Source organism: Lentzea sp. HUAS TT2 (genome assembly GCF_051853195.1).
GTDB lineage: Bacteria > Actinomycetota > Actinomycetes > Mycobacteriales > Pseudonocardiaceae > Lentzea.
In genome coordinates, this window is the sequence record NZ_CP196667.1 from 6,799,547 (window position 1) to 6,814,355 (window position 14,809).

Annotated in this window: 13 protein-coding genes; 6 read left to right on the forward strand and 7 right to left on the reverse strand. The window is 71.2% G+C overall.

The genetic code is table 11. The annotated features are described in order from the left end of the window. Positions 1-30: 30 nt before the first annotated feature. Both ACSHWB_RS32785 and ACSHWB_RS32790 read right to left on the reverse strand, forming a co-directional pair. The gene (locus ACSHWB_RS32785) at positions 31-1,347 is read right to left on the reverse strand and encodes a cytochrome P450 (protein ID WP_439657149.1); all 1,317 of its coding nucleotides are present in this window, start codon (positions 1,345-1,347) and stop codon (positions 31-33) included. A 133-nt stretch (positions 1,348-1,480) separates the two neighbouring features. Continuing rightward, complete coding sequence (locus ACSHWB_RS32790) at positions 1,481-2,665, reverse strand: GNAT family N-acetyltransferase (protein ID WP_439657150.1); 1,185 nt, start codon at positions 2,663-2,665, stop codon at positions 1,481-1,483. 60 nt (positions 2,666-2,725) lie between these two features. Between ACSHWB_RS32790 and ACSHWB_RS32795 the strand changes: the two genes are divergently transcribed. After that, on the forward strand, positions 2,726-3,460 hold the full coding sequence (locus ACSHWB_RS32795; RefSeq protein ID WP_439657151.1) for a class I SAM-dependent methyltransferase: 735 nt from the start codon (positions 2,726-2,728) through the stop codon (positions 3,458-3,460). Between the two features lie 14 nt (positions 3,461-3,474). Here ACSHWB_RS32795 and ACSHWB_RS32800 read toward each other — a convergent pair whose 3' ends face one another. Genes ACSHWB_RS32800 through ACSHWB_RS32815 form a run of 4 tightly spaced genes read right to left on the reverse strand, consistent with a single transcriptional unit; the run spans position 3,475 to position 8,334 of the window. Beyond that, positions 3,475-4,218 (reverse strand): DUF899 family protein, encoded by a 744-nt coding sequence (locus tag ACSHWB_RS32800; protein WP_439657152.1) that lies wholly within the window; start codon positions 4,216-4,218, stop codon positions 3,475-3,477. 49 nt (positions 4,219-4,267) lie between these two features. Beyond that, complete coding sequence (locus tag ACSHWB_RS32805; protein ID WP_439657153.1) at positions 4,268-5,116, reverse strand: hypothetical protein; 849 nt, start codon at positions 5,114-5,116, stop codon at positions 4,268-4,270. A 43-nt stretch (positions 5,117-5,159) separates the two neighbouring features. After that, positions 5,160-6,731 carry an ABC-F family ATP-binding cassette domain-containing protein gene (locus ACSHWB_RS32810; RefSeq protein WP_439657154.1) on the reverse strand — a complete coding sequence of 524 codons (1,572 nt, stop codon included), beginning with the start codon at positions 6,729-6,731 and terminating at the stop codon, positions 5,160-5,162. Then, positions 6,724-8,334: an ABC-F family ATP-binding cassette domain-containing protein gene (locus ACSHWB_RS32815; protein ID WP_439657155.1), complete on the reverse strand. Its 1,611-nt coding sequence runs from the start codon at positions 8,332-8,334 to the stop codon at positions 6,724-6,726. Before ACSHWB_RS32815 ends, ACSHWB_RS32810 begins: the two co-directional genes overlap by 8 nt. A gap of 214 nt (positions 8,335-8,548) precedes the next feature. On the opposite strand from ACSHWB_RS32815, the gene ACSHWB_RS32820 reads away from it, so the two are divergent. The 5 genes from ACSHWB_RS32820 to ACSHWB_RS32840 are packed head-to-tail and all read left to right on the forward strand — an operon-like array spanning position 8,549 to position 13,840. Then, positions 8,549-9,472: a patatin-like phospholipase family protein gene (locus ACSHWB_RS32820; RefSeq protein ID WP_439657156.1), complete on the forward strand. Its 924-nt coding sequence runs from the start codon at positions 8,549-8,551 to the stop codon at positions 9,470-9,472. Between the two features lie 34 nt (positions 9,473-9,506). Next, entirely contained in the window at positions 9,507-10,106 is a 600-nt protein-coding gene (locus tag ACSHWB_RS32825; RefSeq protein WP_439657157.1) for a TetR/AcrR family transcriptional regulator, read from the forward strand. Beyond that, positions 10,103-11,500: an amidase gene (locus tag ACSHWB_RS32830; RefSeq protein WP_439657158.1), complete on the forward strand. Its 1,398-nt coding sequence runs from the start codon at positions 10,103-10,105 to the stop codon at positions 11,498-11,500. Before ACSHWB_RS32825 ends, ACSHWB_RS32830 begins: the two co-directional genes overlap by 4 nt. Positions 11,501-11,511: 11 nt before the next feature. After that, a complete protein-coding gene (locus ACSHWB_RS32835) occupies positions 11,512-12,363 on the forward strand; it encodes an alpha/beta fold hydrolase (protein ID WP_439657159.1) in 852 nt (283 codons plus the stop codon). 4 nt (positions 12,364-12,367) lie between these two features. Continuing rightward, entirely contained in the window at positions 12,368-13,840 is a 1,473-nt protein-coding gene (locus ACSHWB_RS32840) for an amidase (RefSeq protein ID WP_439657160.1), read from the forward strand. Here the strand turns inward: ACSHWB_RS32840 and ACSHWB_RS32845 are convergent. Then, positions 13,830-14,780, reverse strand: a complete 951-nt coding sequence (locus tag ACSHWB_RS32845) for an alpha/beta fold hydrolase (protein ID WP_439657161.1) — start codon at positions 14,778-14,780, stop codon at positions 13,830-13,832. The genes ACSHWB_RS32840 and ACSHWB_RS32845 overlap by 11 nt on opposite strands. Positions 14,781-14,809: the final 29 nt, after the last annotated feature.

Genomic DNA, 14,809 nt, shown 5'->3' on the forward strand with positions numbered 1-14,809 from the left:
CCACCTGGGCGAACCAGGTGGCCCCTTCCGTCAGAGGACCTGCTGGATCGGGCTGGGCTGGGCGCCGAGGTGGATCGGCATCGAGTGCAGCCCGTAGACGATCGAGAGCTTGCGGAACGACAGCTCGCTCTGCGGCACCGCGAGCTTCATCTCCGGGAACCGCCGCACGAGCGCGGGGTAGGCGATCCGCAGCTCCATCTTCGCGAGCTCGGCGCCGATGCAGCGGTGCGCGCCGTAGCCGAACGCGAGGTGCTGGCTCGCCGGACGCTCCGCCATGATCATGTCCGGCGTGGCGTACACGCCCGGGTCGCGGTTGGCCTGCGACAGCGAGCACGCCACGATGTCGCCCGCCTTGATCTTCGTCCCGGCGATCTCGACGTCGCGGCGGGCGATCCGCAGGAACGCCACCGACACGACGCTGAGGTGTCGCAGCAGCTCGTCGACCAGCCCGTTCACCGACTTGTCGTCACCGAGCGCGGCATCGCGCAGGGCGGGGTCGCGCAGCATCGCGAGCGTGCCGAGCGAGATCATGCTCGCCGTCGTCTCGAACCCGCCGGTGAGCAGCCCGTCCGCGAGGCCCGCGAGCTCGTCGTCGTCCAGGTCGTCGCCGTGCTTGCGGACGAGCTCGCCGAGCAGCCCGTCGGTCGGGGCGAGCCGCTGGGCGCGCACCAGCTCCCGGAAGTAGACGATCGACTCGGACACGGCCGACAACGACGTCGTGGCCGCACCGCCGAGGTCGAACCGCGAGACGCTGCGCCGCTGGAACTCCTCGCGCTCACTCGCGGGCACGCCCAGCAGCTCGCAGATCGTGAGCGCGGGCACCGTCATCGCGAAGTGCTCGACGAGGTCGACGGGGCCGTCCTTCATGGACATCAGGTCGAGCTGGTCCGCGACGATCTGCTCGATCCGCGGCACGAGCCGCGACAGCCGCCGCATGGTGAACTCCGGCGTCAGCACCTTGCGCAGCCGCGTGTGCTCCGGCGGGTCGCTGAACCCGAGCCCGCCCGGCGCCTCGTCCGAGAAGAGACCCAGCTCACGCAGGTGGCCGAAGTCGTTGCTGAACGCCTCGGAGTCCACGAGCACCTGCTTGGACGCCTCGTAGCCCGTCACCAGCCACACCGTCACCGGCAGCGGCAGGCGCGTCACCGGTCCGTGCGCCTGCATGCGCGCCAGCTCCGGCACGGGGTCCAACCCGTTGCGCCGCAGCGGGGCGAGCACGCGCGAGGGCACGAACCAGGACGACTCGAGGTCGAACCCGGTCTTGCTGAGGTGCGCCAGGAACCGCTTCCCCATCCACTCGGTCACCCGCGACCGGACGTCGGTCGCTGACTGAAGAACTTCCCACATGACGCGGCTGTCCCTTCGGCGGAAAGGGGGTTACGGGTTGATGATGTCCATCGGAACGGACAATAACGACGCAGCCGTGTGCTCGCGTCATACCTGGGCCTAACTCGCCGTCATACTTTTGTCCAGAAGTCGATCAGAACCAGTGCAGGCAGTGCGGAGGGCGTTCGGAACGGAACAGAGCGTCAGCATTCGCGGGCGATCCATGTGCTTTCACGTGCCCTGCCCGGACGAGCGTGCTCGGCGTAGTTCCTCCCAAGTAGATCGAACCCAGGTCGCGCACGTCCAGTTCCAGGTCCGGATCACGGCCGGTCTCCACGCATTCGGCCACGCCGTCCTCGACGGTCAGCAGATAGCGGTGGTGCTCGCGGAGGAACGGGTCGTCGACGTCCAGCACGATCTCCCCGTCGGTGAGCCAGCCGCGCGTGGTCAGCGCCCTCGGCACGTCCAGCAGCCGCACCCAGAGCCAGTCCATCTCGGCGCTGATCGGGCCCGCGTTGAAGTCCGCGAGCATCCAGCGCAACGGGTGACCGGTGGGGACGTGCTGGAACACCACCTCGGTGACCAGGTCGTGGTCCAGCGCGAACCGGGCCAGCGCGGCGAACACGGCGTCGTCCGCGGTGATGGTCTCATCGATCGTCAGCGTGCCGTTGTCGACCGTGTAGGTGGCGTACCCGTCCGGGACGCCCTGGTCGTCGCGGTGCACGGCGACGTAGCGCGGTGCCGGCACGACCGGTGGCATGCCCGCGCCCAGCGCCCACCAGCGGTGCGGCCTGCTCAGCGCGCCGGGCTGCGTGCGGCGGTAGCGGTCGTAGACCTGTTCCAGGACCTCGGTGCTCTCGGCTCGTGGGAGGACCTCGATCGAGCCGGTGCGGACCTGCGTCCGGAAGGCGCTCTTGCCCGGGATCGTCATGCGGCGCGTGTAGGTCGCCGGGCCGTAGCCGAACCTGCCGTAGATCTCGCCTTCTGACGCCAGCAGCACGGACAGGAACTCGCCGCGTTCGCGCAGCTCACCGAGCTGGTACCGCATCATCTCGGTGAGCACGCCCTGGCGCCGGTGCGTCGGCAGCACGCCGACCGCGGTGATCCCCGCCGCCGGGCCCACGACCGCGCCGGGCAGCGTGAGCTCGAACGAGTGCGCGATGGCCGTTCCGACCGCCTTGCCCTGGGTTTCGGCCAGCACACCGCGGTCCATCTCGGCGGCCGACCACCAGAGGCCGCCGCCGTTCTCGTCCGGGGTCTCGGGGAAGCGCCCGAACGCGGTGTGGACGGTGCCGAGGAAGACGTCGAGGTCCTGGGCCGTCGTGGAACGGATCTGCACGCCACAGTGGACCGGCCGAAAGCCTCCGGGCACAAACGCATTTCTGGTTAGGTCTGGCGGGTGACGAGTGCTGAGGACTTCGACCGCTGGTACGCCGGGTGGACCGGCACGTCGGCGGCGGACGAGCTGGTGCGGCGCGTGCTCGACCTCCCGCCGGACCTGGAGTCCACGAGTCTGCTCGGCGGTGCCGGACTCGACGAGGTCGTGCAGGCCCTGGGACTCGCGAAGGGCAGGGTGCTGCTCGACCTCGCGTGCGGCCGCGGCGGCTACGGCCTGGAGATCGCGCGCCGCATCGGCTGCCGCCTCGTGGGAGTGGACTTCTCTGCCGTGGCCGTCGAGCACGCCCGGCAGCGCAGCGGCGGCGACTTCCGCGTGGGCACGCTGACCGCCACAGGACTGAACACCGCGTCGGTGGACGCGGTGCTGATCGTCGACGCGCTGCAGTTCGCGGAGTCGAAAACGGCCGCGCTGCGCGAGTGCCTGCGGGTGCTCCGGCCCGCCGGACGGCTCGTCGTCACCTGCTGGGAGGCGCTCGACCCCGGCGACGAGCGGATCGGGCCTCGGATCCGCGGGGTCGACCTGGCCCGGCAGCTGCCCGAGGAGGGGTTCGTGGACGTCGAGGTGGTGGCGAGGCCATCGTGGTGGGCTCTCGAGAAGCAGTTGTGGGAGGCGTTGCTCGCCGCCGACGAACCTGCCGACGACCCCGCGATGCGGTCGATGCGGCAGGAGGCGCGGCACGTTCTGCCGACCCTCGACGGAAGGCGCCGCGTCCTCGCCACCGCGACCAGACCCTGATCAGTGCCCGCTGATCAGTGACAGTGGCCCTGGCGTCCCAGCGTCGTCACCGGGGTCGCGCCGGGCCGGGTCCACTGCGGCACGGGCCTGCTGTCCTCACCCCAGCTCGACCGCCCGTCCGCGTTCGTCCGCCAGAACCACCCGGCCTGCTGAGCCCCTGGCCGTCCTTCCTGCTCCCAGACCTCACCGCGCCCGCCCACGGTCATGTCGAGCAGCCCCAGCGACCCGTTGACCCGCTCGGTGCCGCGCCCGGTCGTGGAGTAGGTGAGGAACGTGCGGTCGCCATCACGCAGATAGCTGGTCAGGTAGCCCATGTCCCCGCCGGCGGGACCGTCCACACCGCGCACGGAGTACCACGGCTGCGGGTAACCCATGAACTCCACGAACGCGGCCACCTCGTCCCACGCACCGGTGGTCAGGATCGCGAACGAGACCCCGCGGGCGTTGAGGTAGGCGGCGTCGGGAAAGTGCCACGGGATGTGGGTGCAGCCCTCGCACTGCCCCTGGTGCGGCGCGCCGTCCCACCACATGTGCTTGTAGACCACGAGTTCTTCGCGGCCTTGGAACAAATCCACGAACGGCACGGGGCCGTCCGCGCCGACGACCTCCGTCTTGCCGTCGAACTCCACCATCGGCAGCCTCCGGCGTTCGGCGGCGATCGCGTCGCCCTCGCGGGTGTGGGCCTTCTCGCGGAGCAGCAGCGCGTCGCGGGCCTGCTGCCAGGTGGCGAGGTCGGTGACGGGCGGGCGTCCGGTCATGATCAGTCCTCCGTGGTCGTGCGGGTGTCCTTGCACAACCACGTCGAAGCTACTTCCGCGATCTCGACATCTCCCGCCGCGCGGCGCCGCTGTCCAGCCAGAGCTCCCTGGGCCGGCACGGCAACGGGTCGTGGCGGAAGTAGGGCTCCCACTGTCCACCGGTCCTCGGCAGGGGCGGTGGCGCGTCGTTCGCGAGCCAGAGCCACAGCTCGGCCGAGATCGGCACGGTCTTCCCCGGTACGGGCCAGGCCTCGCCGGTCTGCGGATGCCGCGGCACCAGCAGGAGATCGGCGTCGGCGGTCCGGCCGGGCCCGGCCGGCGCCAGGGTCAGAGGAGGCGGCCCCGGCGGCCGCCAGGCGTCGAGGTCGCGCTGGAACAGGTCGGAGACAGGCCCGTCCGCGGCGAGCACGGGAGCGTCCCCTGCCGCGACCAGCACGCGGGCGAGCGCGACGCCGGCCGCGATCCCCACCCGCCTGGGCCACCACAGTTCCCCGTCGGTCAGCGGCGCGCTGTCCCAGTCGAACGCCTCCCACGGGCGCACCGGGTCCGGCTCCCCGGCGGTCCGCACGGTGCCGGGCGCGAACCGCACCACCTGCCACCGCGAACAGTCGTCGACCCGTGTCGCGACCGGCTGCCCGCACGCGCAGGAGAGGTTCGGGTCAGGGCCGTCCACCCCACAGCACCAGCCGTCGGGGCGCTCATCCGACCACGACAGGCCACGCACGTCTCCTGGTCCGACGAGGAGGTCACCCTGCGCGGCGTAGGTGCCCGGTGGGAGGAGCGAGGGCGTGAAGTCGGTGCTGTTCGCCCACTCGTAGTGCTCGTGGTCCGGCCGGTCGACCTGGCGCAGCGCTACGGTCACCGCGGCACCGCACGCCACGCACTCGAACACCACCATCGCAAACCCCCGGACCATCATCCGCGGGCAGTCCACCGAATTCTCACAACCCGATCTCCGCGCCCTCCCACCGCTTCCGCAACCACCGGTCGTGGCTGGCCAGCACGATCGCCCCCGGCCCCGCCCCCAACGCGTCCTCCAGCTCGTCGCACAACACCGGCGACAGGTGGTTGGTCGGCTCGTCGAGCAACAGAAGATGCGGCGGATCCGCCACCAGCAACGCCAGCGCGAGACGCCGCCGCTGGCCCACGGACAACGCCCCGACGGGCTTGCCCAGATCCCACTTGTGCAGCAGCCCCAACGACTCCAGCGGCACCTGCGCGATCCGTTCGGCACCGAGCGCGCGGCCGTAGGTGGCCCGGGCGGTGAGGCGCGGGTTCGCGAACGACGTGTCCTGGTCGAGCAGCCCGACGCGGACCTCGGGATGCCGCCGCACGCCCGCAACCGGTAGCCGTCCGGCCAGCACGAGCAGCAGTGTCGACTTGCCCGCGCCGTTCGGGCCCGTCACGAGCAGCCGGTCGCCGTCGCGCACGTCGAGGAAGTCGAGAGCGAGCCGTCCGGGCACCCGGATCTGCCGCAGTGACACCAGTTCCTCGGCCTGCAGCGCCACGGTGTCCGGCGCGAACCGCAGCGGGCGCCGGGGAGCGGGAACGGCGGCGCGTTCCAGCTCTTCGAGGCGGCGGGTGGCGTTGCGGACGCGGCGGGAGATCTGGCTCTGCACGCGGTTGGCCCGCACGCCGTAGCCCATCTTGTCGCTGTCGCGCATGGTTCTGTTCGGCGCGACCTGGCCGGCGATCAGGTCCAGCGAGGCGCGGACCGACTCCAGCTCCTCCTGTTCCTCGGCATAACGGCGTTCCCAGCGGGAGCGGTCGGCGCGCTTCTGCTGCAGGTACGAGCTGTAGGTGCCGCCGAACCGCACCGGGCCGTCGACCGCCGGGTCCAGGTCGACCAGGTCGGTGCACACCGCGTCGAGGAACGCCCTGTCGTGGCTCGCCAGCACGACGATGCCCGGCAGGGAACGCAGCTGGTCCTCCAGGAACGCGGCCGCGTCGTCGTCGAGGTGGTTCGTCGGCTCGTCCAGCAGCAACGCGGTCGGCCGCCGGATCACCAGCGCCGCGAGGTCCAGGCGGCGGCGTTGCCCGCCGGACAGCGAGCCGAGCGTGCGGTCCAGGTCCACGTCGCCGAGCCCGAGTCCGTTGAGGACGATGCCGGCCCGCCGGTCCGCGTCCCAGGCCTCGTGGCGCTGCGCCAGTTCCAGCCGTTCCGCGTACTCCGCCTCGACGTCCGAGGTGGCGAGCAGCGCACCCAGCCGTTCCAGTTCGGCCAGGTCCTCCCGTGCCTCGGCCAGCGCGTCGTCCACCACCTGGGCGACCGTGGCCGAGTCCGGGAACGGCATCTCCTGGTGCAGGAAACCCAGATCCGGCGGCCGGACCACGGTTCCGCCGTCCGGCTGGTCGGTGCCCGCGAGCAGGTGTAGCAACGTCGACTTGCCCGCGCCGTTCTCGCCGATCAGCCCGATGCGCCGGCCGGGTGCCGCGGTCAGCGACACCCCGTCGAGCACACGCCTGCCACCGAACCCGCGCACCAGCTCGGTCGCGACCAGTGCCTCAGCCATGCGCGGCCTCCAGCAGCTTGCCGCCGTCCAGGCGCAGCCGGCGGTCGATCCTCACCTCGCTCAGGAACCGCTCGTCGTGGCTCACGACGACGAACGCGCCCCGGTACGCGTTCAGCGCGCTCTCCAGCTGTCCGGCGCTGACCAGGTCGAGGTTGTTCGTCGGTTCGTCCAGCAACAGCAGCTGCGGCGCGGGTTCGGCGAACAGCACGCACGCCAGCGTGGCACGCAGCCGTTCACCGCCGGACAGCACACCGACCGGCAGATGCGCGCGAGTGCCCCGGAACAGGAAGCGCGCCAACAGGTTCATCCGCTCGGCCGGCGGCATCGCCGGGGCGAACGCGGCCAGGTTCTCCGCCACCGTGCGGGAGTCGTCGAGCAGGTCCAGCCGCTGCGACAGGTACGCCACCCGGCCGTCGGCGCGCTTCACCTCACCGCTGTCCGGCGCCAAAGAGCCGTGGAGCACCCGCAGCAACGTCGACTTGCCGGCCCCGTTCGGTGCGGCCAGCGCGATCCGCTCCGGGCCGCGGATCGCGAAGTCCAGGCCGGAGAACAACTCCCGCACCCGGATGTCCGAGCCGAGGAACAACGTGCGTCCGGCCGGCACCGCGGTCTGCGGCAGCTCCAGGCTGATCTTCTGCTCGTCCTTCAACGCCCGTTCGGCCTGGTCGAGCTTCGAGCGGGCCGCGCCGAGCCGGGCCGCGTGCGTGCCGTCCGCCTTGGCCGCCGACACCTCCGCGTTGCGCTTCATGTTGCCCGCGAAGATCCTCGGCAGCCCCGCGTTGCCCAGGTTGCGCTGCGCGTTGGACGCACGCCGCGCGGCACGTTCGCGAGCCTGCTGCATCTCCCGCTTCTCGCGCTTGACCTCCTGCTCGGCGCTGCGGACGTTCTTCTCGGCCACCTCGCGCTCGGCCGTCACCGCCTCCTCGTAGGCGCTGAAGTTCCCGCCGTAGAACCGGACCTCGCCGCCGTCGAGCTCCGCGATCCGGTCCATCCGGTCGAGCAACGCCCGGTCGTGGCTCACCACGAGCAGGCACCCGCGCCAGTCGTCGAGCACGTCGTAGAGCCGGTGCCGGGCGTCCAGGTCGAGGTTGTTGGTCGGCTCGTCGAGCAGCAGCACGTCCGGCTGCTTCAGCAACTGCGCCGCGAGCCCGAGCGAGATGACCTGCCCGCCGCTCAGCGTGCCGAGCACCCGGTCGAGCGCGAGGTCGCCGAGCCCGAGGCGGTCCAGTTGGGCGCGCGTGCGTTCTTCCAGGTCCCAGTCGGTGCCGATGGAGGTGAAGTGCTCCTCGCCGACGTCACCGGACTCGACGGCCGCGATGGCCCGCAACACGTCCGCGACGCCGAGCACCTCGGCCACGGTCAGGCCGGCGGTGAGCGGCAGGTCCTGCGGGAGATAGCCCAGCACGCCCTCGACGGACACGCTGCCCTCGGACGGCGTCAGAGCGCCCGCGACGAGCTTGAGCAGGGTCGACTTCCCGGCGCCGTTCGGGGCGACGAGACCGGTGCGCCCGCCGGGCACCGAGACGGACAGGCCGTCGAACACGGGGGTGTCGTCCGGCCAGGAGAAGGACAGGGACGACACGACGATGAATGCGTCGGACATGGGTGTGAGACCTCGGAGATGTGCCGCGCTGAACTGCCGCGCGTGAGGAAAGGGGACGACTGAACGGCCATCGGGCATCGATGGCCTGTCACATCCAGGGCTCACCCTGAGATGTCGTCTTCACCCACCAGCACGTCGAGCTCCTCATCGAGGGCGGTTGATCTCACTTTCACATTAGCAGCGCGGCCCGACCTCCGCAGATAGGGTTTCGGACGTGACGGTTCTCGATCTGCTGCGCGAGCGGAAACGACAGCAAAGCCTTCCGGGACAACGGAACGACGACGCCCGGCTGGTGCTGCTGGTCGAGGGCGGGAGTTCGCGCGGCGTCTACTCGAGCGGGATGACGGTCGCGATCGAACGGCTGGGGCTGCTGCCGTTGTTCGACGCCGTCTACGGCAGCTCGGCCGGGTCGCTGAACGCCGCCTGGCTGCTCTGCGGCCGGGCGGACAGGAGCAAGCACGCGTGGTGGGACCCGGCCGTCATGCGCACGACGATCAACCCGCGCCGCGCGTTCGGCAAGCGGCCGGTCGTGGACACCCGGCACCTCGTGCACACCATCTACACCGAGGTGCATCCGATGGGGTTCCAGGAGATCCTCGACAACCCCGTCGAGTTCCACCCGATGGCCACCGACGGGCTGACCGGTGAGGCGGCCGACCTGCACGGGTACGTGCGCGACCAGCTGAGCCTGCAGACCGCGCTGCGGGCGTCGGCCGCGATGCCGTTCCTCGCCGGCGACCCCGTGCGGATCGACGGCCGCCCGTACGTGGACGCGGGGCTGAGCGAGACGATCCCCGTCGGCACGGCGATCGCACAGGGAGCGACGCACGTCGTCGCGTTGCGCACGCGGCGTGAGGACGAGTCCGTGGGGACGCCGCCGTCCCGTGGTGAACGGTTCGTGCTGTCGCGCTGGTTCGCCCGGCACGCGCCGGGGGTCGTGGCGAACTGGTTGCGCCGCGAGGAGATCAGGGCGGAGGACGAGGAGCTGCTCGCCACCCATCCGGCCTGCCTGCAGATCCGCCCGCCGCTGGGCAGTGCCGTGATCGGCCGCACGGAACGGCGGGCGCGCGTCATGCAGGACGCGCTGGACGTCGGGGTGGAGGCCGCGATGAGGCAGCTGGGCAACGGCCACTTGTGATGACGTCCTGGGAGCCCTACGGTATCGCTACAACTTGTTGCGAATTGGAGGGCTGCCGGTGGCGGGGCGTCCGCGGGATCCCGATCTCGAACAGCGGTTGCTGGCGACGGCGTGGTCGCTGCTGACCACGAACGGCTACGACGCGCTGACGTTGACGCAGGTCGCGGCCCAGGCCGGCGCGCACAGGACCGACGTGTACCGGCGCTGGCGCAGCAAGGTGCGGCTGGTGGCGGACGTGCTCGACACGTATCTGCCGCCCGTGCCCGATCCCGACTCCGGCACGCTGCTCGGCGACCTCAGGGCGTTCGCGCAGGACCTGGCGGGGGCCTGGGACGAGCCGTGGAACGACGGCCTGGTCGGCTTCCTGGCGGACCTGCGCGGGGACGCCGAGGCCGAGCGGACGTTCCGCTCGCTGGTCGCGCGGCGGTCGCAGCCGTTGGTCGACGCGATCGCACGGGCGGTGCGGCGCGGTGAGATCGTCGAGGTGCCGGAACTGCCGTTCGTCGGCAACCTGCTGGAAGGCCCGCTGATGCACCGGCGGATGTTCGGCGGCGAACCGCTGACGTCCGCGGAGCTCGACGTGGTGACCGACTCGGTGCACCGCCTGCTCACCGCGGCACCGGTGAAACCATGAGCCTGCACGAACTCACGGCGGCGCAACAGCTGGATGCCTTGCGAGCCAAGGAGATCAGCTCCCTCGAACTGACCGAGCACTACCTGGCCCGCATCGAACGGCACGCGGACCTCGGCGCGTTCGTGACGCTCAACGAGAACGCGCTCGCGGAGGCCGCGCGGGCCGATGAGCGGCTGGCCGGGGGAGACCTCGCCCCGTTGCTCGGACTACCGCTGGGCATCAAGGACCTCGCCGCCACGGCCGGCATCCCCACGACGTTCGGATCGGCGGCGCTGGCCGGGTTCGTGCCGCCGGAGGACTCCTGGACCGTCGGACTGCTGCGGCAGGCGGGCGCGGTCGTGCTGGGCAAGACGAACACCTCGGAGTTCGGCGCTACCTGCTACACCGAGAACGACGTCACCCCGAGACCGGCGGTGACTCCTTACGCCCCCACGCGGTACTCGAGTGGATCCAGCGGCGGCGCGGCCACGGCGGTCGCCGCCGGACTGCTGCCCGTGGCGCACGCCAGCGACGGCGCGGGCTCGATCCGCACCCCCGCGGCGACCTGCCACCTCGTCGGGATGAAACCGAGCCGCGGCCTGGTGAGCCCGGCGCCCGCCACGTCGTTCCTCGTCGCGAGCACCGAGGGGCCGATCGCGCGCACCGTCGAGGACGCGGCGCTGCTGCTGGACGTGATGGCGTTCGCCGCGCCGGGCGACCTGTACGGGTGGCGCAACGAGGGCAGTTTCGCCTCCGCGTTGAGGCTCCGGCGTCCGCTCAAGGTCGCGATGTGGACCGACACGGGTCTCGACCAGGACGTCGACCCGCAGGCGGAACTGGCCGTGCGGCGCACCGCGGAGGTGCTCACGGGACTTGGGCACGAGGTGCGGGAGATCCCGCTGCCCGCCCGTCTCGACGAGCCCGTGACCAGTGCGGTCCTGGCCTGGTTCGCCTACCAGGTGGGCGCCGTGACCCAGCTGATGGTGCCGCCGGAACGGGTCGAGCTGCTGCGCCCGTACACAAGGCACCTCCTCGCCATCAACGAGACGTTGTCCGCCAACGACGTCGTGATGGCCCAGTCGCTGCTCGCCCGTTACGCCAGCACGTTCCTGGCCGCGGTGGACGACTACGACGTCGTGCTGACGCCCACGACCAACGGCCCGCCGGTCCCGATCGGCTACTACGCCGGCGACGAGGCCGACCTGATGCTGAAGTGGTCCTGCCACACGCCGTGGGCGAACCTCGCCGGGGTGCCCGCGATCTCGCTTCCGTCGCATGTGGACGACGAGGGGCTGCCGCACGGCGTGCACCTCGTCGGCCGCAACCGCCGTGACGCCGAACTGCTCGCCCTCGCCGCACAGCTGGAAAGCGCGGCGCTGTGGGACGGGCTCCACCCGCCGAGCTGGCACCAGTGAGGGGTTCCACGATGCTGGAGAAGATCGTCAGCCTGCCGGACGGGCGGGCGATCCGCGCCGTCACGGCGGGGGAGGGCACCGGACCGCTGATCGTCTTCGAGGCGGGGATGAGCGCGCCCGGCTCGTCGTGGATCCACACGCAACGCGAGGTGAGCGCCCGTTACCGCACTCTCGCCTACGACCGCGCGGGGTACGGAGGCAGCGACGTCGACCCGCACGACCGCACGCTCGACCGGATCGTGGACGACCTGACCGCGGTGCTCGACGCGCTCGGCGAGACCGATCCGGTGGTGCTCGTCGGGCACAGCTGGGGCGGGCCGATCATCCGCGTGTTCGCCGACCGGCACCCGGAGCGCGTGGCCGGGATGGTGTTCGTGGACGCGACCCTCGCCGAGATCATGTCCACTCGGAACGCCAAGGTGGCGGCCAGGTTCTTCAGCCTCATGGCCGTGGTGGCGCGTCTGGGCGGCAAGGGTCTGATCAAACGGCAGACCTTCCGCAACGGGGTCTCGCCGGAGATCTCCGCGGCCGACGTGGAGATCATGACCCGCGACTACGCCACCGCACGGGCGATGAAGGCGGGCGCCCGGGAAGCTCGGCAGATCGCGGCCGCGCTGCCCGTGATGCGCCGGGTGCAGGCGAAGGGCACGCCGGACGTGCCGACGGTCTGCCTGCAGGCGGGACTGGTCGAGCGGGGGATGGCCAAGTGGCGCCCGCTGTTCAACGAGTACGCGGCCGCCCTGATGGACGCCGCCCCGCGCGGCAAGACGGTCGTCGTCGAGGGTGCGGGGCATCTCATTCCGCAGGAAACACCGGCGGTCGTGCGGGAAACCATCTTCGGCGTGGCCGAACAGCTACCTTGAGCGCGTGGACTTCGACGAGTACCGCAAGTACGACGCCACCGGGCTGGCCCGGCTCGTCGCGGACGGGCAGGTGTCCGCGGCCGAGCTCCTCGCCGTGGCACGGGAGCGCGCCGCCGAGGTGAACCCGCGGCTCAACGCCATCGTGCGGGACGTCCCGGCGGAGCCGTCCGACGACCTCACCGGCCCGTTCGCCGGGGTGCCGTTCCTGATCAAGGACCTCGGCCAGGACTACGCGGGCCTGCCGACCTCGAACGGGTCGCGCTCGCTGCAGGCGCTGAAGGTCGCAGAGCACTCGACCGTCGTGCAGCGCTGGATCGACGCCGGCCTGGTGATCTTCGGCAAGACCAACCTGCCGGAGTTCGGCGCCAAGGCGATCAGCGAGTCGACCGTGTGGGGTCCCGCGCGCAACCCGTGGAACCTGGACCGGACCCCCGGCGGTTCGTCGGGTGGCTCCGCCGCCGCGGTCGCCGCCGGGATCGTGCCGTGCGCCGGCGCGAACGACGGTGGCGGCTCGACCCGGATCCCGGCCGCGTGCTGCGGGCTCGTCGGGCTGAAGCCTGGCCGAGGACTCACGCCGTTCGGCCCGGAGACCGCCGAGATGATGCACGGCGCGGCGGTCCAGGGCGTCGTCTCGCGCACGGTCCGCGACACGGCCAGGATGCTCGACGTCATCTGCGGCGGTGAGCTCGCCGGGCCGTACTCGCCCGCGCTGCCCGCCGAGTCGTTCGCCTCCTGCGTCGGCCAGGCGCCGGGCACGCTGCGGATCGGCGTCCGGGTGCCGTCGGCGATCAACCCCGACCCGCACCCCGAGGCGGTCGCGGCCGTCGCGTCCGCCGTGCAGGTGCTCACCGCGCTCGGCCACCACGTCGAGGAACTGCCGCAGGCGCCGTTCGACGACGCTGCGCTCGCGAAGGACTTCCTGCTGACCTGGTTCGTGAACCTCGCCTGGAAGGTCACCGAGGCGAAGCGCCTGACCGGGGCACCGGACGACGCGTTCGAACGCGACACGCTGCTCATGGCCGCGCTGGGACGGGCCACGAGCAGCGTCGACTACGTGGACGCGGTGCAGCGGCGGCACGAGCACACCCGCCGGCTGAGCACGTACTTCGAGTCCTACGACCTGCTGCTGACGCCGACGCTCGCGACCCCGCCGCCCGAGATCGGCCAGTTCGACCTGCCGGCGTCGCTGCAACGGGCGACCGACGTGCTGCTCAAGACGGGCACGGCCCGATTCCTCAAGCACACCCGGATCGTCGAGGACATGATCTCCGACAACCTCGGCTGGGTGCCGTACACGCAGCTCGCGAACATCACCGGCAGGCCCGCCCTGTCGTTGCCGCTGCACTGGACGACGGACGGGCTGCCGCTCGGCGTCCAGTTCGTCGCGCCGCTCGCGGGGGAGTCGCTGCTGATCAAGCTTGCGGCGCAGCTGGAAGAGGCGCTGCCGTGGGCCGACCGCGTGCCGGTCATGAACTGAGGAAGCGCAGCAGTTCGGCGGTGACGAACTCCGGGTTCTCCTCGACGAGCCAGTGGCCCGCTTTCGGGACGTCGAGTGCTCGCACGATGTTCGTCATCCGCGGTGCCGCCGTGCCCTTGATCGCCTCCGCCTGGCCTTCCGCGGCCATGACCAGGGTCGGGGCCTGCGCAGGGAGAGCTTTTTCAGTGTCGCGGACATCCTGGTCGAGCGCGCGGTACAGCTCGAAGCCGTTCGACAGGGCCTTGCCGTACGTCCGCGCGTACTCGTCGATCTCGTTGTCCGCGAACGGGGATTTCGTGGACGTGCCGCCGAACGCGCTGCCCTGGTAGGCGACCTGCGGGTAGAAGAGCCTGAGGTAGTCGCGGACATCGTCCTGGACGATCGCCTCGGGCACCTCGCGCTGGGAGTGGAACGCGATGTGCCAGCTCAGGGAGCGGTAGGTGCGCGCGTCGATCGCCGGACCCGGCAGCGGCAGGTCGAGGTAGCCGAGGCGGGCGGTGTCCTGCGGGAACTGGCTGGCGTACTGGAACGCGACGGCCGCGCCGAGGTCGTGGCCGACGATCGAGGCGTCCCGGAGGCCGAGCTTGCTGGTCAACGCGTGGACGTACCGGGCAAGGGTGGCCTTGTCGTAGCCCTTCGGCGTGCCGGTGCTGTCGCCGAGACCGGGCAGGTCGATCGCGTAGACGGTGTGGTGTTCGGCGAGCGCGGGCATGATCGGCCACCAGCCGTACCAGGTCTGCGGCCAGCCGTGGATCAGCACGACCGGAGTGCCGCTGCCGCCGGTGACGTAGTGGATGTTCAGGCCGTCGACCTCGGCGAACTCGTGCCGGAAGGTCTTCTGGAAGGCCGGGTCGTGCTGGGTGATCTGGGCGTGCGGTTCTGGTTGAGGCGTGGAACATGCCGTGATCACGAGCAGCACGGCGACCAGTAGGCGTTTCATGGACCCAGCTTGCGAGGAGGTTGCTGTAA

Coding starts and splice junctions, on each gene's coding strand:
- ACSHWB_RS32785 (WP_439657149.1), bottom strand. CDS start 1,347: ATGTGGGAAGTTCTTCAGTCAGCGACCGACGTCCGGTCGCGGGTGACC.
- ACSHWB_RS32800 (WP_439657152.1), bottom strand. CDS start 4,218: ATGACCGGACGCCCGCCCGTCACCGACCTCGCCACCTGGCAGCAGGCC.
- ACSHWB_RS32805 (WP_439657153.1), bottom strand. CDS start 5,116: ATGGTGGTGTTCGAGTGCGTGGCGTGCGGTGCCGCGGTGACCGTAGCG.
- ACSHWB_RS32810 (WP_439657154.1), bottom strand. CDS start 6,731: ATGGCTGAGGCACTGGTCGCGACCGAGCTGGTGCGCGGGTTCGGTGGC.
- ACSHWB_RS32815 (WP_439657155.1), bottom strand. CDS start 8,334: ATGTCCGACGCATTCATCGTCGTGTCGTCCCTGTCCTTCTCCTGGCCG.
- ACSHWB_RS32830 (WP_439657158.1), top strand. CDS start 10,103: ATGAGCCTGCACGAACTCACGGCGGCGCAACAGCTGGATGCCTTGCGA.
- ACSHWB_RS32835 (WP_439657159.1), top strand. CDS start 11,512: ATGCTGGAGAAGATCGTCAGCCTGCCGGACGGGCGGGCGATCCGCGCC.
- ACSHWB_RS32845 (WP_439657161.1), bottom strand. CDS start 14,780: ATGAAACGCCTACTGGTCGCCGTGCTGCTCGTGATCACGGCATGTTCC.